The 15,570-nt window shown below is 43.8% G+C and carries 18 protein-coding genes; 10 read left to right on the top strand and 8 right to left on the bottom strand.

Going from position 1 to position 15,570, the window contains the following annotated elements; translation table 11 throughout:
• Positions 1–1,905 (bottom strand): molecular chaperone HtpG, encoded by a 1,905-nt coding sequence (gene htpG, locus LIX84_RS18060; protein ID WP_005393063.1) that lies wholly within the window; start codon positions 1,903–1,905, stop codon positions 1–3.
• A gap of 271 nt (positions 1,906–2,176) precedes the next feature.
• Between htpG and LIX84_RS18055 the strand changes: the two genes are divergently transcribed.
• The 4 genes from LIX84_RS18055 to LIX84_RS18040 are packed head-to-tail and all read left to right on the top strand — an operon-like array spanning position 2,177 to position 4,684.
• Positions 2,177–3,055 carry a transcriptional regulator gene (locus tag LIX84_RS18055; protein WP_005393065.1) on the top strand — a complete coding sequence of 293 codons (879 nt, stop codon included), beginning with the start codon at positions 2,177–2,179 and terminating at the stop codon, positions 3,053–3,055.
• Positions 3,056–3,065: 10 nt separating this feature from the next.
• Complete coding sequence (toxS, locus tag LIX84_RS18050; RefSeq protein ID WP_005393067.1) at positions 3,066–3,581, top strand: transmembrane regulator ToxS; 516 nt, start codon at positions 3,066–3,068, stop codon at positions 3,579–3,581.
• Positions 3,582–3,628: 47 nt separating this feature from the next.
• Positions 3,629–4,384, top strand: coding sequence for a sulfite exporter TauE/SafE family protein (locus LIX84_RS18045; protein ID WP_226421897.1), 756 nt, complete (start codon positions 3,629–3,631; stop codon positions 4,382–4,384).
• A gap of 21 nt (positions 4,385–4,405) precedes the next feature.
• A complete protein-coding gene (locus tag LIX84_RS18040; protein ID WP_226421896.1) occupies positions 4,406–4,684 on the top strand; it encodes a SelT/SelW/SelH family protein in 279 nt (92 codons plus the stop codon).
• A gap of 39 nt (positions 4,685–4,723) precedes the next feature.
• Here LIX84_RS18040 and yfcE read toward each other — a convergent pair whose 3' ends face one another.
• From yfcE to LIX84_RS18010, 6 genes are all read right to left on the bottom strand, one after another.
• On the bottom strand, positions 4,724–5,269 hold the full coding sequence (yfcE, locus tag LIX84_RS18035; protein WP_005393071.1) for a phosphodiesterase: 546 nt from the start codon (positions 5,267–5,269) through the stop codon (positions 4,724–4,726).
• A gap of 64 nt (positions 5,270–5,333) precedes the next feature.
• Complete coding sequence (locus tag LIX84_RS18030) at positions 5,334–5,543, bottom strand: hypothetical protein (RefSeq protein WP_005393073.1); 210 nt, start codon at positions 5,541–5,543, stop codon at positions 5,334–5,336.
• A gap of 149 nt (positions 5,544–5,692) precedes the next feature.
• Positions 5,693–6,100 carry a CBS domain-containing protein gene (locus LIX84_RS18025; RefSeq protein WP_005393075.1) on the bottom strand — a complete coding sequence of 136 codons (408 nt, stop codon included), beginning with the start codon at positions 6,098–6,100 and terminating at the stop codon, positions 5,693–5,695.
• The gene (locus LIX84_RS18020) at positions 6,097–6,447 is read right to left on the bottom strand and encodes a P-II family nitrogen regulator (RefSeq protein WP_167426810.1); all 351 of its coding nucleotides are present in this window, start codon (positions 6,445–6,447) and stop codon (positions 6,097–6,099) included. Before LIX84_RS18020 ends, LIX84_RS18025 begins: the two co-directional genes overlap by 4 nt.
• Positions 6,437–7,228, bottom strand: a complete 792-nt coding sequence (locus tag LIX84_RS18015; protein ID WP_046874269.1) for a DUF1538 domain-containing protein — start codon at positions 7,226–7,228, stop codon at positions 6,437–6,439. The genes LIX84_RS18020 and LIX84_RS18015 overlap by 11 nt, the downstream gene beginning before the upstream one ends.
• Positions 7,225–7,959 carry a DUF1538 domain-containing protein gene (locus tag LIX84_RS18010; RefSeq protein ID WP_046874270.1) on the bottom strand — a complete coding sequence of 245 codons (735 nt, stop codon included), beginning with the start codon at positions 7,957–7,959 and terminating at the stop codon, positions 7,225–7,227. The genes LIX84_RS18015 and LIX84_RS18010 overlap by 4 nt, the downstream gene beginning before the upstream one ends.
• A gap of 252 nt (positions 7,960–8,211) precedes the next feature.
• Here LIX84_RS18010 and LIX84_RS18005 point away from each other — a divergent pair, with 252 nt between their 5' ends.
• The 6 genes from LIX84_RS18005 to LIX84_RS17980 all read left to right on the top strand — a co-directional run bounded on the left by LIX84_RS18005 (position 8,212) and on the right by LIX84_RS17980 (position 13,369).
• Positions 8,212–9,126, top strand: coding sequence for a TIGR01777 family oxidoreductase (locus LIX84_RS18005; RefSeq protein ID WP_226421895.1), 915 nt, complete (start codon positions 8,212–8,214; stop codon positions 9,124–9,126).
• 40 nt (positions 9,127–9,166) lie between these two features.
• Positions 9,167–9,994, top strand: a complete 828-nt coding sequence (locus tag LIX84_RS18000) for an SDR family oxidoreductase (protein WP_047009542.1) — start codon at positions 9,167–9,169, stop codon at positions 9,992–9,994.
• A gap of 479 nt (positions 9,995–10,473) precedes the next feature.
• The gene (locus LIX84_RS17995; RefSeq protein ID WP_048626123.1) at positions 10,474–11,328 is read left to right on the top strand and encodes a co-chaperone YbbN; all 855 of its coding nucleotides are present in this window, start codon (positions 10,474–10,476) and stop codon (positions 11,326–11,328) included.
• Positions 11,329–11,482: 154 nt separating this feature from the next.
• Positions 11,483–12,400, top strand: a complete 918-nt coding sequence (locus tag LIX84_RS17990; RefSeq protein WP_005393087.1) for an SPFH domain-containing protein — start codon at positions 11,483–11,485, stop codon at positions 12,398–12,400.
• A gap of 3 nt (positions 12,401–12,403) precedes the next feature.
• Positions 12,404–12,865, top strand: a complete 462-nt coding sequence (locus LIX84_RS17985; RefSeq protein WP_226421894.1) for an NfeD family protein — start codon at positions 12,404–12,406, stop codon at positions 12,863–12,865.
• 324 nt (positions 12,866–13,189) lie between these two features.
• Positions 13,190–13,369: a hypothetical protein gene (locus tag LIX84_RS17980; RefSeq protein WP_203346560.1), complete on the top strand. Its 180-nt coding sequence runs from the start codon at positions 13,190–13,192 to the stop codon at positions 13,367–13,369.
• Between the two features lie 338 nt (positions 13,370–13,707).
• On the opposite strand, the gene LIX84_RS17975 is transcribed toward LIX84_RS17980, so the two are convergent.
• On the bottom strand, positions 13,708–15,117 hold the full coding sequence (locus LIX84_RS17975) for a hypothetical protein (protein WP_006742721.1): 1,410 nt from the start codon (positions 15,115–15,117) through the stop codon (positions 13,708–13,710).
• Positions 15,118–15,570 lie beyond the last annotated feature (453 nt).

The raw sequence follows: 15,570 nt of genomic DNA, 5'->3' as shown, positions 1-15,570 counted from the left end.
TTACACCTTAGTCAAAAGTTTATTAACAGCTCCTAAGAACTCCGTTGGGTCCTCAATTGAGCCTCGCTCTGCAAGCATTGCTTGACCAAGCAGGACTTCTACCCAACGACCAAATGCCTCTTCATCCGCTTCGTCAGCCATGCGCTTAACCAGCTCGTGCTCAGGGTTTAGCTCAAAGATGTACTTCACTTCTGGCACTGCCTGACCCGCCGCTGCAAGAAGCTTCGCCATTTGAGTGCCCATTTCGTAATCGTCCGTTACCACAACAGCAGGTGTAGAAGCGAGTTTAAAGGTCGTACGAACTTCTTTCACACGATCGCCTAGGTAAGACTTCGTGCGTTCTACAACCGACTTAAACTCTTCTTCAGTTTCTTTCTGCTTCTCTTTTTCTGCTTCATCTTCAAACTGACTTAGATCGAGCCCAGCTTTTGTGATTGACTGGAACTGCTTGCCGTCAAACTCAGTTAAGTAGTTCATCAGCCACTCATCAATGCGGTCGTACATCAAGATAACTTCAATGCCTTTCGCTTTGAACTGCTCTAAGTGAGGGCTGTTTTTCGCAGCTGCATAGCTGTCTGCCGTCAAGTAGTAGATCTTATCTTGACCTTCTTTCATGCGCTCAACGTAAGCAGCTAGACCCACGGTTTGCTCCGCAGAATCCACTTCAGTTGAAGCAAAGCGCAATAGGCCTGCAACTTTCTCTTTGTTTGCGAAGTCTTCTGCCGGGCCCTCTTTCATCACAAGACCAAACTCTTTCCAGAATGATTGGTATTTCTCTTCATCATTCTTTGCCATGCGCTCTAGCATCGTTAGCACACGCTTAGTACAAGCATTACGTAGAGACTGAGTCACTTTGTTGTCTTGTAAGATCTCACGCGATACGTTGAGTGGCAGATCATTGGAGTCTATTAAACCTCGTACAAAACGTAGGTAAGACGGCATGAACTGCTCTGCATCGTCCATAATGAACACGCGTTGTACGTACAGTTTCAAGCCTGATTTGTGGTCGCGGTTCATCATATCCCATGGCGCTTTAGATGGGATGTAAAGCAAGCTCGTGTAATCGTTTTTACCTTCTACACGGTTATGGCTCCAAACCAATGGATCAGCAAAGTCATGTGATACGTGCTTGTAGAACTCTTGATACTCTTCATCTGAGATATCCGATTTATTACGCGTCCACAGTGCTTGAGCTTTGTTGATTTGCTCCCACTTCTTCTCATCCGTTTCTTTGCCTTCGTCATCGCGAACAACAGTTTGGATTGAAACTGGGATGCCAATGTGATCCGAGTACTTACTGATCACATCACGTAGACGCCATTCATTTAGGAACTCTTTACCTTCTTCACGCATATGAAGAATGATATCAGTACCACGCGATTCTTTAGTGATGTTTTCGATGGTGTACTCACCTTCACCGGCTGAGTGCCATTGTACTGCTTCATCAGCGGCTAGGCCCGCAGCACGAGTGCGTACGGTGACGGCATCAGCAACGATAAACGCAGAGTAGAAGCCAACACCAAACTGACCAATAAGCTGAGAGTCTTTGCTCTGCTCTTCAGACAGCTTTGAGAAAAACTCCGCGGTCCCGGATTTTGCGATCGTACCTAAGTGCTCGATCACATCATCGCGGCTCATACCGATACCGTTATCAGAAATGGTTAAGGTATTTGCGCTTTCATCAAACGACAGTTTCACGCAAAGGTCTGCATTACCTTCATATAAGTCTGGGTTAGATAGCGCTTGGAAGCGCAGCTTGTCCGATGCATCTGATGCGTTAGAAATCAGCTCGCGCAAAAAGATCTCTTTATTTGAATAAAGAGAATGGATCATTAAATGCAGTAGTTGTTTTACTTCTGATTGAAAACCACGAGTTTCTTTGTTTTGAGATACGGTTTCGCTCATGTGTGCTCCATAACATCTAAACTAATTGGCTTTTTCATGGAGATAAGTTTGTGACTTTCCCCTTGAAATTACCTTACTGAGATGTCATTTAACATGTGGCTGACAAATGTAAATTCAAGGTCAATATTGCTAAAAACGGTGTTTTTTTAGAAAAATTTAATTATCCTACCAGCCTAAAAGCATCTAAAATGTCGTGCGCACTCCATGCGCTTCGGTAATTTTGTGACATAAATCACTATAATTACAACATCATCCATCTAAGAAGAACTAAATGACTAACATCGGCACCAAATTTCTACTTGCTCAAAGGTTCACCTTTGATCCAAATAGTAATTCGCTCGCTGACCAACAAAACGGCAACGACGTTGTACGATTAGGAAGCAACGAAAGCCGTATACTTCTGATGTTGGCAGAGAGACCAAACGAAGTTTTAACCCGTAACGAGCTTCACGAGTTTGTTTGGCGTGAGCAAGGTTTTGAGGTGGATGACTCAAGCCTGACTCAAGCGATCTCTACTCTGCGTAAGATGTTGAAGGACTCAACAAAATCTCCAGAGTTTGTTAAAACGGTTCCTAAACGCGGTTATCAACTCATTTGTTCAGTGGAACGCTTAAGCCCATTATCTGCTGACTCTAATACTGACGTTGAAGAAGCCACTTCTGAAAATGAAGCGCACGCTGCGGAAATAGAAACAAGTGACGCGCCGTCAACAGAAGCGGCTGCAGACACTACGACTGAAGTAGAGCCTCAAGTAGAACTACCTAAGGCACAGCCAAAACCAGCAGCCAACACGAATAACTGGCTGCCGCGTATGATCGTTCTTTTGTCTCTGCTGCTTCCTATTTGTGTATTGCTCTTCACCAATCCTGCAGAATCCCAATTCCGTCAGATTGGTGAGTATCAAAATGTACCTGTGATGACGCCAGTGAACCACCCGCAAATCAATAGTTGGTTGCCGTCCATTGAGCAGTGCATTGAACGCTACGTAAAATACCATGCAGAAGATTCAATGCCGGTAGAAGTGATTGCTACAGGTGGCCAGAACAATCAGCTGATTCTGAACTACATTCATGACAGTCAACATTCATATGAGAACGTGACATTGCGTATTTTCGCTGGTCAAAATGACCCAACCGATATCTGTAAATAAGGAGGCCAGAATGAAGATAAAATTAGCATCTGCGGTTTTGGCCGTATCCGTTCTTTTCAGTGGTTGGTTATATTGGGGTAGCGACCTAAAAGTGGAGCAGGTCCTCACTGCCAATGAGTGGCAGTCAACCATGGTGACGGTCATTACAGACAGCTTGCCTGACGATCCTGTCGGCCCACTGCGTCGTGTTAATGTTGAATCAAATGTGAAATATCTCCCTAACGGAGACTATATTCGCGTAGCAAATATCAAACTATTCGCTCAAGGTTCAACGGCAGAATCCACGATTAATATCTCGGAAAAAGGGCGATGGGAAGTAAGTGACAACTATTTGCTGGTTTCGCCTTCTGAGTTTAAAGATATTTCATCTTCTCAATCAAAAGACTTCTCCGAAGCACAGCTACGTTTGATCACTCAAATCTTTAAGCTTGATGCTGAGCAAAGTCGCCGTATTGATGTCGTGAACGAAAAAACGCTATTGCTCACTAGCTTGAACCACGGTTCTTCGGTGCTGTTTAAAAACTAACTTTGATTTGATGATAAGGGGGCAAGACGCCCCCCTTTATTTTGCTTATGGATTGGCTAGATACCCTCACCCTCTTTTTCGGCTCACTTATCGCCAATACTCTGGCTTCGCTTTCTGGCGGCGGTGCAGGCTTACTTCAATTCCCTTTGCTCATCTTTCTCGGCTTGCCATTCTCGGTTGCGCTGGGGACACATAAAGTGGCTTCCGTCGCTTTAGGCTTAGGGGCAGCAAGCACACACTTAAAAGCAGGCACAATTAAATGGAAGGTCGCGCTCTACCTTATAGTCTCTGGCAGCATTGGCGTAGTCTTAGGGGCGAACTTAATTGTCCAAATACCTGATGGTATGGCGGAAAAAATGCTAGGGAGCATGATTCTCGCGCTCGGCATCTATTCACGATTTAAGAAATCGTTAGGCCAAGCTGAAGTAATGCGTAACCGTCACCCAATCGGTTGGGTCATCGGCGGTGTCGGACTAATGCTCATCGGTATCATCAACGGGTCGCTGACCGCAGGTTCTGGTCTGCTCGTGACATTATTTTTAGTTCGCTGGTTTGGGTATAACTATAAACAAGCCGTTGCTTACACCATGATTTGTGTCGGCCTGTTTTGGAATGGCATTGGAGGCATTGCCGTCGTCCAAGCCGGCGCTCCGATACATTGGGCTTGGTTGCCTGTTTTATTGTTAAGCTCATTTCTAGGCGGCAGTTTAGGCGCATGGGCCGCGACTCGATACAGCAACCGAGTGATTAAAATTGCATTCGAAATTCTCACGTTTGCCGTGGGTATCAAGTTGCTAGTTTAAACCGATTAAAAGGAAAGTTTCATGGATAAAGTAATCATTGATATTTATTACTGCCGCCAATGCAACTGGATGTTGCGTTCAACTTGGCTATCGCAAGAACTACTGCATACTTTTAGCGAAGAAATAGAAACGATCAGCTTACACCCAGATACGGGTGGTCGCTTCGAAATTTTCTGTAATGGCCAGCAAATTTGGGAACGGAAAAAAGACAGCGGCTTTCCTGAAGCAAAGGTGCTAAAACAGCGCGTAAGAGACATTATCGACCCAGAACGCGATTTAGGACATTCAGACACAAAATAGGGAGCAATTCGCTCCCTATTTTTTTACTTAGTAAAACCGTTAAATCATGGTTTGTGCTAAGACTTCGCCTTCTGGCGTTTTTACCGTTAGCGTATTGTCTTCTAAAGTACCAAAGCTTCTCGGTAAGCCATTACGTGGGAATGTCATCGAGCCTGGGTTAAATATAATGGCTCCATCTTGCATCTCTGCGACAGGAACATGCGTATGACCGTGGGCGATGATATCACCTTCACGCAGTGGCGGCCGTTTTTCAGAGTTATACAAGTGACCATGAGTCAAAAAGATTCTCTTGCCAGATTCAAGTAGCACCCACGAGTAATCCATCATCATTGGAAACTTCAATAGCATTTGGTCTACTTCACTATCGCAGTTACCACGCACAGAAATAATTTGATCACTGTATTGGTTCAATAGCTCCGCCACCTGCGGTGGGTTGTAACCTTCTGGAATCGGGTTTCTTGGCCCGTGGTTTAGCGTATCCCCCAACAAAATCAGGTGCTCCGCACCAGAGGCTAAAAATAGCTCAATAGTTTCTTTAGTTGCTGGCAAAGAGCCATGCAGATCTGAGGCAAAAAATAGTTTCACGACATCGTCTCCTCACAAAGTACGAGGTCATTCTACGGCATTTTTATGACAGCTCAACCAACGACTACTGATAACGCAATGATTCAATGACCATAGGCAAAATATAGAACCATGCGGCATACGCAGTTCCAACCAACACCAGTATCCAAAACACCATCGACATAAATTTTGACTTAGCTAGGTGGTGCAGCGGGTCTGGCTCTCCGCATCCTGGACATGCGTGAGCGCGCTTTGAGATTTGTTTCTCACACACAGGGCAAGAGACTAAAGGCATGATACAAATTCCTCGACAATAGACTTAGGGCGCAAAGAATAATGGTGAATTAACACATATGCAACCTAACATATATTAAATATTTTAGTTCTTTGTAACAGTCGCTGACTTGAGAAAAAATGCGTTGATTTTTCATTTATATCAACCTATTACACTTCTTCTCGCACCATGCCATTGATGACAATATTGTTATAACTCACCATGCCAATGACCTCCCCATCTTCAATGACCGGAGCTCGGCTAATGCCAAATCGTTCAAATAGGCGCGCACAATATTTCACATTCATATCAGGGTCGACACACAAAGCGGGCTTGGTCATGATCTCATAAATATTCGTGCGCTGTGGAGAGCGATTATTCGCCAGCACCTTTTTGGCGATATCATTCATCAAGACGATGCCATATTCATCGTTGTCATCTCGCTTTTTCACCACCAGCGCTTTGACTTGGTATTTTTTAGCCAACGTTATGCCTTCATAAACTGTCATTAGCCCATCAACCATGACATAAGTAGCCGCCATTACATCTCGAACTCTAATTATCGTTTGACTGCTCATAACTCATCCTCGACCACTTTGGTCAACGTCTCTACTTGATGCGCGACACCGACTGCATCCTCAATATCGATCTGAATAGCAATGCCCTGCCCCGACTCTCGGTCGAACTCACCAACTTCATTGATGGTTTCTAATATGTGTCGAGAAAGGTGCTCCTCAACGACAAACAGCAGCACATCTTTTTGTACTTCCAGCGTTAAGCCAAAAAACGTTCGCTTTTGATTTAAACCTTGTCCACGAGCGTTATTAATCACCGTCGCACCAGTCGCGCCAGATTCGCGAGCAGCGTCCAGTACCTTGTCTGTTTTGCTGTCTTCAACAAACGCAAGTATCAATTTAAAGCGCATTTTCTTCGTCCTCCGAGACATCTTTATTCAGCCATTGGGTTATTTGCGCATAGCCCATCACAGAGATCATAGGAAACAGACTGGCAAAAGCGATCAAGCCAAAGCCATCAATCATTGGGTTTCTTCCTGGGACGGTAGAAGCAAGCCCCAGTCCTAGTGCGGTTACAAGCGGAACAGTGACAGTAGAAGTCGTGACGCCTCCAGAATCGTAGGCGAGTGGAACAATAAGCTTTGGCGCATAAAACGTTTGAATCACAACCACGATGTAACCCGCAATGATGTAATAGTGAATAGGGTCACCGACAACAATCCGATAGCTCCCTAGCGCGATGCCAATGGCTACCCCAAATGCAACGGCCACGCGTAAGCCGTTAATACTGATGCTGCCACCAGAAACTTGGTTTGCTTTTATCGCTACGGCTATGAGAGAAGGCTCAGCAATCGTGGTACTAAAACCGATAAAAAAGGCGAAGGTATACACCCAATAGTAGTCGACCCACACTAAGGCTTTTCCCACAGAGACTTTAAACTCTTGTAAAAATTCCGGTGCCGTCAGTTGCACGGCCATGGTCTCTCCGAGCGGAAACAGAGCCATTTCTAATCCGAGCAAAAAAAGAGCGAGCCCAAGAATCACATAAACAAACCCAAGCAAAACCTTCTTAAGGTTGTTAACTGGACGCCTTAACACCGCTAACTGAAAACCAAAAATAATGCTGGCGATGGGAATGACATCTCGAACGGTCGATAATAAAGTGTCTAGGAAATGTTCAATTGAAATCATGTTACGACCATTCCGTAAACCATCACAAACATCATCGGTAGCAGCGAGGCAAAAGCGATCAAACCAAAACCATCCACCATGGGGTTGCGCCCTTTAATCGCCGATGCTAAACCAACCCCTAGTGCAGTGACCAAAGGCACGGTGATAGTCGACGTCGTCACACCTCCAGAATCATAAGCAACGCCAATAATGGCTTCCGGTGCAAACCACGTCAGGACTACAACGCCGACGTAGCCGCCGATGATCATGTAATGAATTGGCCACCCTTTTAAGATGCGCAGAACGCCAATAACGATGGCGATCCCCACCGAAAGTGCCACCGTTACTCGTAGCCCTTGTCCATAATCCTGCATCGATTGCTCTGAGTTTGTGATCATCCCTCCTTCTGCCGCAACTTCTGATGCTTCTTCTGCTACGGCCGTTAATGCAGGCTCGGCGATCGTGGTGCCAAAGCCTAGACAAAACGCAAAAACTAACAACCAGAATACGCTGCCTTTTTTTGCAAAGGCTTGAGCCATACTCTCTCCGATAGGAAAAAGACCAAGCTCTAGACCAAAAATAAAAAACGTTAACCCTAAAACCACAAGCAATAAGCCAAAAAGAATGGAGATGAGATTAGGAAGTGGCTCTTGCAAAACAACTAATTGAAAAAAAGTGATAACAACAACGATGGGTAGCAGATCGCGAGCACTATTAAGGAGCGCTCGAAAAAGAGCAACAAATGCTTCCATACCTATCCTCCTTGATGGTGCAAACTGATTACGCTTGTTCCGTTAGCGATGTTTTTAGTCTGGCATAGATTTAGTTCTCCTACCGTGAACGAATTAGCGCCATGCATAACATTTAGTTACATTTTTTCAATATGTGAAGTCAGTAGCCTCGCTACAGGCTTGCCACTATCCTAGAAATAATAGTCGTGAGATGATCAAGCTCAGCACAAAACGACTATAATGTTCTAATACGTGTACATTCAAAGAGATAACATGAAGATATTACTCACAGGTGGCACTGGGTTTATTGGTTCGGAGTTGCTCAAGCTGCTATCCACTCACCAAGTTATGCTACTTACACGCTCTCCAGAGCATGCAAAACAACGCCTCCAACACGCTGATTTGGGTAATATCGAATACCTTAACTCGCTTGAGTCATTCGCCGATCTCAATCACATTGATGCCATAATTAATCTTGCGGGTGAGCCTATCGCAGATAAAAGATGGACCAGTGAGCAGAAAGAAAAAATCTGCAAAAGTCGCTGGAAAATTACCGAACAAATCGTTGAGCTGATCCACGCCAGCACAGAACCTCCCGCTGTTTTTATTAGTGGCTCGGCCGTTGGTTACTATGGCGATCAACAAGACCACCCGTTTGATGAGTGCCTGCATGTTAACAGTGAAGACTTTCCTCACGAGGTTTGTGCAAAGTGGGAGCAAATAGCCAAACGCGCAGAGTCTGAACAAACACGTGTTTGTCTATTGCGAACTGGCGTGGTGCTCGGCCTTAATGGCGGTGCGTTGGCGAAAATGCTCTTACCTTACAAACTTGGCGTAGGCGGCCCGCTCGGGAACGGTAACCAGTACATGCCTTGGATTCACATTCTGGATATGGTCCGCGCCATCATGTACTTGCTTGAAACACCACATGCCCACGGTGCGTTCAATATGTGCGCACCTCACCCTGTGACTAACCGTATCTTTAGCGGCACGTTGGCAAAAACGCTCAAACGACCACATATCTTGTTCACGCCTAAATGGGCAATGGAACTCCTAATGGGTGAATCTTCCTGCTTATTGTTCGATAGCATGAGAGCAAAACCCAAAAAGCTCACCGAACTTGGCTTCAAATTTAGCTACTCCAGAATAGAGCCAGCACTCAAGCACTTGCTTCATGACCGGAACTGATGAATGATGACCTCATTCAATGTTTCTTGAGGCTTAATTTATGAAAAAGTCGATTCTTATTACGGGTTGCTCAACCGGTATCGGTTACGTGTGCGCTCACGCCCTGCAAAACGAGGGATTTCATGTCATAGCATCTTGTAGGAAAGAGCAAGATGTCCAACGTCTAATTAATGAAGGGCTAACCTGCATCAAGCTAGACCTAAACAGCCCTGAAAGTATTTCTTCGGGCGTGAAGCAAGCATTAGAGCTAGCAGAGGGTAAGCTTTATGCCGTGTTCAATAATGGTGCCTATGGCCAGCCCGGTGCATTGGAAGACTTGCCCACCGAGGCTCTTCAAGCTCAATTTCAGACCAACTTTTTTGGTTGGCACCAGTTAGTCAGAGAAGTGCTTCCTCACATGCGCATACAAGGCGAAGGACGCATAATACAAAACAGTTCTGTTCTTGGCTTTGCTGCAATGAAGTACCGCGGCGCCTACAATGCGTCAAAGTTTGCCCTAGAAGGCTGGACTGACACACTACGGCTAGAGCTTGCGGATACGAATATCAAAGTGGCATTGATAGAACCTGGGCCTATCGAAACTCAATTTAGAAATAATGCATTAAAAGCCTTCGAGAAGTGGATTGATATTGAATCCAGCCCTCACCGCCTCGCCTATGAAGGACAAAGAGAGCGACTCAACAAAGACAAATCTAATAATCGATTTGTTTTACCTGCAGAGTCCTGCGTCGCACCTGTTCTTCATGCATTAACTAGCGCTTCACCTAAAATTCGCTATCGAATTACTACGCCGACTAAATTATTCGCAATCTTGAAAAGGTTATTACCAACCCGTGTACTTGATAAAATTTTGCGACAGGCTGCATAAAAAAGTTTTGTCGAAATGTAATTTCACCGTAACAATGTGATGTCATTATGAACATGTAGGTTAAAAAAACCTCAACCAAACGAATCAATTTCTACGCAATTCAGCGGGGATTCTTTCGCCTAAAGTGATTGAGTTGCTTAGATTTGGTATCGCCACCCATTACGTTTTGTAGCAATGTTTTTACTACTGCGAGGCAACAATGACATTAAATCAGCTTAACTGGCTTAGTGTGGGTGTAGTGTTGACCATGTTCATCCTATTTTGATACCGCACTAACAAATAGCATTAGAACTGCGCTGCTTCGGCAGCGTTTTCTTTTTGCCTTACACCTATTCAGCAGTAACACTATTCTCTTACCGCATCCTTTCACAAAATAGAATGATTCATTATTGATGACGATTAGCAACCATCGCTTGAATTTCCCTTAAATCAACTCCATATCTATTATCAACGACAAGACACAAAGCAAGGATACTCTGATGCAATCCCCATTTATCGTTGAGATAACAGAACAGAACTTTCGCGAAACTCTTGAAGGATCAATGAACACGCCCGTTCTGATCCACTTTTGGGCCAATGCTCAACCAGAAAGCGCACAGATACTCCCTGAGTTGCAATCTCTTGCTCAACAGTACAACGGTGCATTTACGCTTGCTTTATTAAATTGTGAAGATCAGCCGGCTTTAGCGTCTCAATTTGGTGTGCAAGTATTGCCAACTATCGCGCTGTTTATAAATGGTCAAGCCGTCGATGGATTGGGTGGCCCTCAGCCAATTGATGCCATTGCAACCATGCTACAAAAGCATTTGCCAAGCCCAGATGAACAGCTATTAAAGCAAGTCAGTGAACTTCTTCAGCAAGGTGAACATGCTCAGGCTTTAAGCATCATCCACACTTTGCCGCCAGAACTGCAAGAGCGTGGCGATGTGAAACTCGCGATGGCTGATTGTTTATTAGAAACCAAACAATTTGATGTCGCCCAAGAGCTACTGAACGCTATCCCTCTTGAGTATCAAGATAACTACTACAAGAGTCTAATAGCCAAGCTCGAGCTGCATTTGCAGGCTGCAGATAGCCCTGAGTTACAACGACTAGAACAAGCATACGCAGCAGACATGGCAAACTTCGAACTTGCTTGTGAATTGGCGGTACAGTACAACCAAGTGGGTCGTGATGAAGAAGCTCTGGAACTGCTGTGGAATATTCTTAAAAAAGACTTGGGCGCCCAAGACGGTGAAGTGAAGAAGACTTTTATGGATATTCTCAGCGCGCTAGGTCAAGGCAACGCATTAGCAAGCAAATATCGCCGTCAGCTGTATTCGATTCTGTACTAACTCGCTGAAAGCGAAACTTCAACTAAAGGCCGGATATTCCGGCCTTTGTTATATAAAAAACCAATAACCTCTTAAGGTTCTCAGAACTTCAATTGTCTATTGTCTATAAATAGGTAAAAATGAATCGGACATTATGCACTTAAGGGAATAACTCATGCCAATTGATTCACTGATTACCATCGGTATTTTCGTCGTTCTTGCTGTAGTTATCTTATCTTCAGCCATTAAGACGGTGCCACAAGGAAATAACTGGACAGTCGAACGCTTCGGACGCTACACCCATACGCTAAAACCCGGCTTAAACTTGATCATCCCATTTGTTGATAAGATAGGGCAAAAAGTCAACATGATGGAGCGCGTTCTTGATATTCCAGCGCAAGAAGTTATTTCAAAAGACAACGCTAACGTAGTTATTGATGCCGTCGGATTTGTTCAAGTCATCGATGCTGCCAAAGCCGCTTATGAAGTCAACGATTTGGAACATGCCATTAGAAATTTAACTCTCACCAATATCCGCACCGTTTTAGGCTCAATGGAGTTGGACGAAATGCTGAGTCAGCGTGACATGATCAACTCCAAGCTGCTGGCAATTGTTGACCAAGCCACCAACCCATGGGGTGTAAAAGTCACGCGAATTGAAATAAAAGATGTACAGCCACCATCCGATCTAACGGCGGCGATGAATGCTCAAATGAAAGCCGAGCGAAATAAACGTGCGGAGATTCTTGAAGCAGAAGGGGTACGCCAAGCTGAAATTTTAAAGGCTGAAGGTCATAAGCAATCGGAGATATTAAAAGCTGAGGGCGAAAAGCAGTCTGCTATTCTCCATGCTGAAGCTCGTGAACGCGCCGCACAAGCAGAAGCAAAAGCGACTTATATGGTTTCTGAAGCGATTGCCAAAGGCGATATGCAAGCCGTCAATTACTTCATTGCTCAGGGCTATACCGAAGCGATCAAAAGCATTGGTCAAGCTGAAAACGGCAAAATCATTATGCTTCCATTAGAAGCGACCGGACTAATGGGCTCGGTTGCAGGGATAGCAGAGATGTTTAAACAACAAGATAAAGAATAACTTATGGACTTTTTCAGTTTGCTGGAAGGTATCTCTTTCTGGCATTGGCTAGCCTTCGGTTTTGCACTTCTAGCGGTAGAGCTACTTGGGACTGCGGGATATTTTCTCTGGCTCGGAGTTTCTGCACTTATCGTTGGGGCACTAATGACCGTTTTGCCAATGAGCTGGCAATTACAATGGCTTTGCTTTGCAAGTTTCAGCTTAATCACCACTTGGTTATGGTGGCGACGACAATGGTCTAAAGACAAGAAAGAAGACCAAGAAAGAGATCTGAACCAAAAGTATAAGCAGTTAATCGGACGCACACTTACCATTGAAGAGGACTTTTCTGTTGGGCTCAATCGTATCAAGGTTGCCGATACCACGTGGTCGGCACAGTCGGATCAAGCACTTCCAGCAGGAACGCGCGTTAAAATAAAAGATATCGATGGTATTATTTTAATCATTGAGCCTGATTCTAAGTAATTTATGCCAAAGTAATGGGGCAAACTATGCTCCATTACTTTAATCTAAACAACCGCTTTCATTTCATTGATTTAATTAAAATCGAACAAAAAATAAGTAGCAGCAATATTATTAATATCCTACCCTATCCTTCCAATAATTTAATTATTCATCATACGATAATCAATAAGATAGAAATATATCGATATAAATTATCTTTATAAATTTATTTTAAAAAATAAAACTTTATTGAATTATTTTTTGATCTTTTTGCTCCCCCATACATACTTAACGCATAAGCATTTAAGTTGAATGCTTTTTATTTGGTAAGTAAGAGGATGTACTATGAAGAAACTTCTCTTTTTAATGTTATGCGGTATTTTTTCTTTTTCTTCCTTTGCCTACACCAACGGAAATGGTGGTACAACTAATTTAGGACCGATAGTCGAATGTAAATTGCAAAGTGGTGATGTCACTAATATTCCAAGTGAAATGTGTCGATTTAGAGGCGGAGAATGGAACTAATATAGAAGTCAGTAGTTAGTTCGATATAAGTAAACTATTGATACCTTACTTTTCAGTAAAGTCATTATTTACCCAAGCAAGTAGATACTCAATGTCTACATTAAGGTGATGATTATGAGATTTTTAGCTGGTCTATTGTTAGCATGTTTTGCCCTAGCTCCATTAACTACTCATGCCAATGGTGCTTCAGGTGGACGTACGCTAGCCCCAGAGATAAAGTGTGAGTTACCAAACGGTAACGTGCATATGTTACCGCCGTTATATTGCAAAATATATGATGGTCGAGAAGTAAAATAAAAAAGGAGCCTAGCGGCTCCTTTTTATCATCTCACTAAGTATTAGTGGAAGCTGTAAGGGATAAGAACTTGTAGACGTAGGTCTGTTTCATCCGCATCACCAGCACCAGCGTACTCATCGCGCTCTAGGATTGTACCGTGTAGACGGATCGTAGAACCTTTCAGTGCGCCACTCTGTAGAGAGTAAGATACTGTCGCGTTAACTGCGTATTCACTTTCGTAATCCCAGTCACCTGATGCACCGCTTGCTGCAGAATCAGCACCAGTACCGTAACCAAAGCCTAGGTAGTAGTTCCAGCCGTTACCTTGGTTGTAAGATAGACGGTTGTACCACGCTAGCTCACCCGCTTTGTTCCAGTCAGACAGTGCATCCCACCACTGAGACCAAGTACCGTTGTTCATACCGTAAGTATGAATTGTACGAGGAACGAAGTCAGCACGGTTGTCTGTGTCTGTGTAGCGTAGCTCAGACATCCAAGCTAGCTTGCCGAAAGATTGATTCAAAGATAGACCAGTGTGGAAACCTAGACCATCGTATTTCACATCATCGTCAACACCGTAGAAATCAAATGCTAGAGTTGTACGGTCACTCACAGTGTACTTCAAGTAAGCCTTGTAAGAAGTGTTGTCAGTTTCGTTATGGTAGCTAGTTACTTGACCTGCACCCCAGTCGATACCATTTGCATATTGAACGCCAGTAGCTTGACCCAAACCAAGTTGCATAAACAAGCTGTCAGTTAGGTTGCCGTTTAGACCTAGAGAGTGTAGGTAGCTCCATGACGTGTCAGACCAAAGCGCTGGCGCGTAGTCATCTTCGTGAAGTAGCCAAGGTGCTGTAAATTGGTCTGCACCAAAGTAGCTTAGGTTGAAATCACCTAGTTTAGCGTTCAGTTCGAAACCACGGTAAGTACCAGGTACGAAACTCCAAACGTTACCAATAGTACCGTTACCACCCGCTTGTAGCATACCAAAGCGCGCGTTGAAGCTTTCGTTTGCTTTGAACTTCAGTGCTGCTTTGTAAACTTTAAGCTGTTGACCATCACCTGCACCCCAGTCTAGGTTGTTACAAGTTGAAATTTCGTTACATAGGTAGCCTTCGTTTGAATTGTAAAGGCTATCGTTGTAAAGGTCGCCAGAATAGTAAGCCGCAACATCTGCACCAACCCAACCATCGTGGTAGCCAGAAGTAAAGTCTAAAATTGCGTTGTAAGAAGAGTAGTTTAGACGACTCCAACGGTCACCGTTTTCACCGCCAGGCTTACCTGTTGTACGAGTACGAGAACGAGTATCAACTAGAAATAATGCATTAAGACTAGAGTCTTGCATAAATTCGTTCACTTTCTCTACGTACTCGCCACCTGCTGCACTTTCAGTAGACGCTGTAGCTGGAGCAACAGCAACAACACCAAACATTGCTGCGGTTAACGCTGAAACCTTAAAAAATTTGTCCATGGAAAAACTCCTAAAAATGGATATAGCTGTATTTTTCTATCTCACCTTTAGTTGGCCGCCGAAGGAGAGAAGTAAATTCCTGATCAAACCTCATTATTTCTAATTTGGCTTTTTTTAGTTCCTGCATACACACCGTGTATCCACGTGATTAAGACTAACTTCGCAGCTAAAAACATCCAAACGGAACTTATTTTTTTTCTAAAAAAATATGAGCCAGTCCAAAGTTCCATATAAGTTGTTGATCCAGATCTTACTTTTAACAACACCAACACAAAAAGACAGTTAAACATTAAATATCAATAACTTAAACCACACCCTAGAATTCCAACTTGAAGTCACTCGCAGACTAAAGAAGTAAAAAACCTTAATAATTCAATGGGAGATCTTGATCACTGAAAAGATAAAAAGCACAAATAACTCAATCAAAAAGCACTTAATTATGAGCAAGAAAAA

The sequence above is a fragment of the Vibrio sp. E14 genome (assembly GCF_020515785.1).
Lineage (GTDB): Bacteria > Pseudomonadota > Gammaproteobacteria > Enterobacterales > Vibrionaceae > Vibrio > Vibrio diabolicus.
This window is presented reverse-complemented; position numbering and strand designations above follow the sequence as displayed.

Coding starts and splice junctions, on each gene's coding strand:
- LIX84_RS17980 (WP_203346560.1), top strand. CDS start 13,190: ATGAAGAAACTTCTCTTTTTAATGTTATGCGGTATTTTTTCTTTTTCT.
- LIX84_RS18055 (WP_005393065.1), top strand. CDS start 2,177: ATGACTAACATCGGCACCAAATTTCTACTTGCTCAAAGGTTCACCTTT.
- LIX84_RS18030 (WP_005393073.1), bottom strand. CDS start 5,543: ATGCCTTTAGTCTCTTGCCCTGTGTGTGAGAAACAAATCTCAAAGCGC.
- LIX84_RS18025 (WP_005393075.1), bottom strand. CDS start 6,100: ATGAGCAGTCAAACGATAATTAGAGTTCGAGATGTAATGGCGGCTACT.
- LIX84_RS18045 (WP_226421897.1), top strand. CDS start 3,629: ATGGATTGGCTAGATACCCTCACCCTCTTTTTCGGCTCACTTATCGCC.
- toxS (WP_005393067.1), top strand. CDS start 3,066: ATGAAGATAAAATTAGCATCTGCGGTTTTGGCCGTATCCGTTCTTTTC.
- htpG (WP_005393063.1), bottom strand. CDS start 1,905: ATGAGCGAAACCGTATCTCAAAACAAAGAAACTCGTGGTTTTCAATCA.
- LIX84_RS18015 (WP_046874269.1), bottom strand. CDS start 7,228: ATGATTTCAATTGAACATTTCCTAGACACTTTATTATCGACCGTTCGA.
- LIX84_RS17990 (WP_005393087.1), top strand. CDS start 11,483: ATGCCAATTGATTCACTGATTACCATCGGTATTTTCGTCGTTCTTGCT.
- LIX84_RS17985 (WP_226421894.1), top strand. CDS start 12,404: ATGGACTTTTTCAGTTTGCTGGAAGGTATCTCTTTCTGGCATTGGCTA.
- LIX84_RS17975 (WP_006742721.1), bottom strand. CDS start 15,117: ATGGACAAATTTTTTAAGGTTTCAGCGTTAACCGCAGCAATGTTTGGT.
- LIX84_RS18020 (WP_167426810.1), bottom strand. CDS start 6,447: ATGCGCTTTAAATTGATACTTGCGTTTGTTGAAGACAGCAAAACAGAC.
- LIX84_RS17995 (WP_048626123.1), top strand. CDS start 10,474: ATGCAATCCCCATTTATCGTTGAGATAACAGAACAGAACTTTCGCGAA.
- LIX84_RS18040 (WP_226421896.1), top strand. CDS start 4,406: ATGGATAAAGTAATCATTGATATTTATTACTGCCGCCAATGCAACTGG.
- LIX84_RS18010 (WP_046874270.1), bottom strand. CDS start 7,959: ATGGAAGCATTTGTTGCTCTTTTTCGAGCGCTCCTTAATAGTGCTCGC.
- LIX84_RS18000 (WP_047009542.1), top strand. CDS start 9,167: ATGAAAAAGTCGATTCTTATTACGGGTTGCTCAACCGGTATCGGTTAC.
- LIX84_RS18005 (WP_226421895.1), top strand. CDS start 8,212: ATGAAGATATTACTCACAGGTGGCACTGGGTTTATTGGTTCGGAGTTG.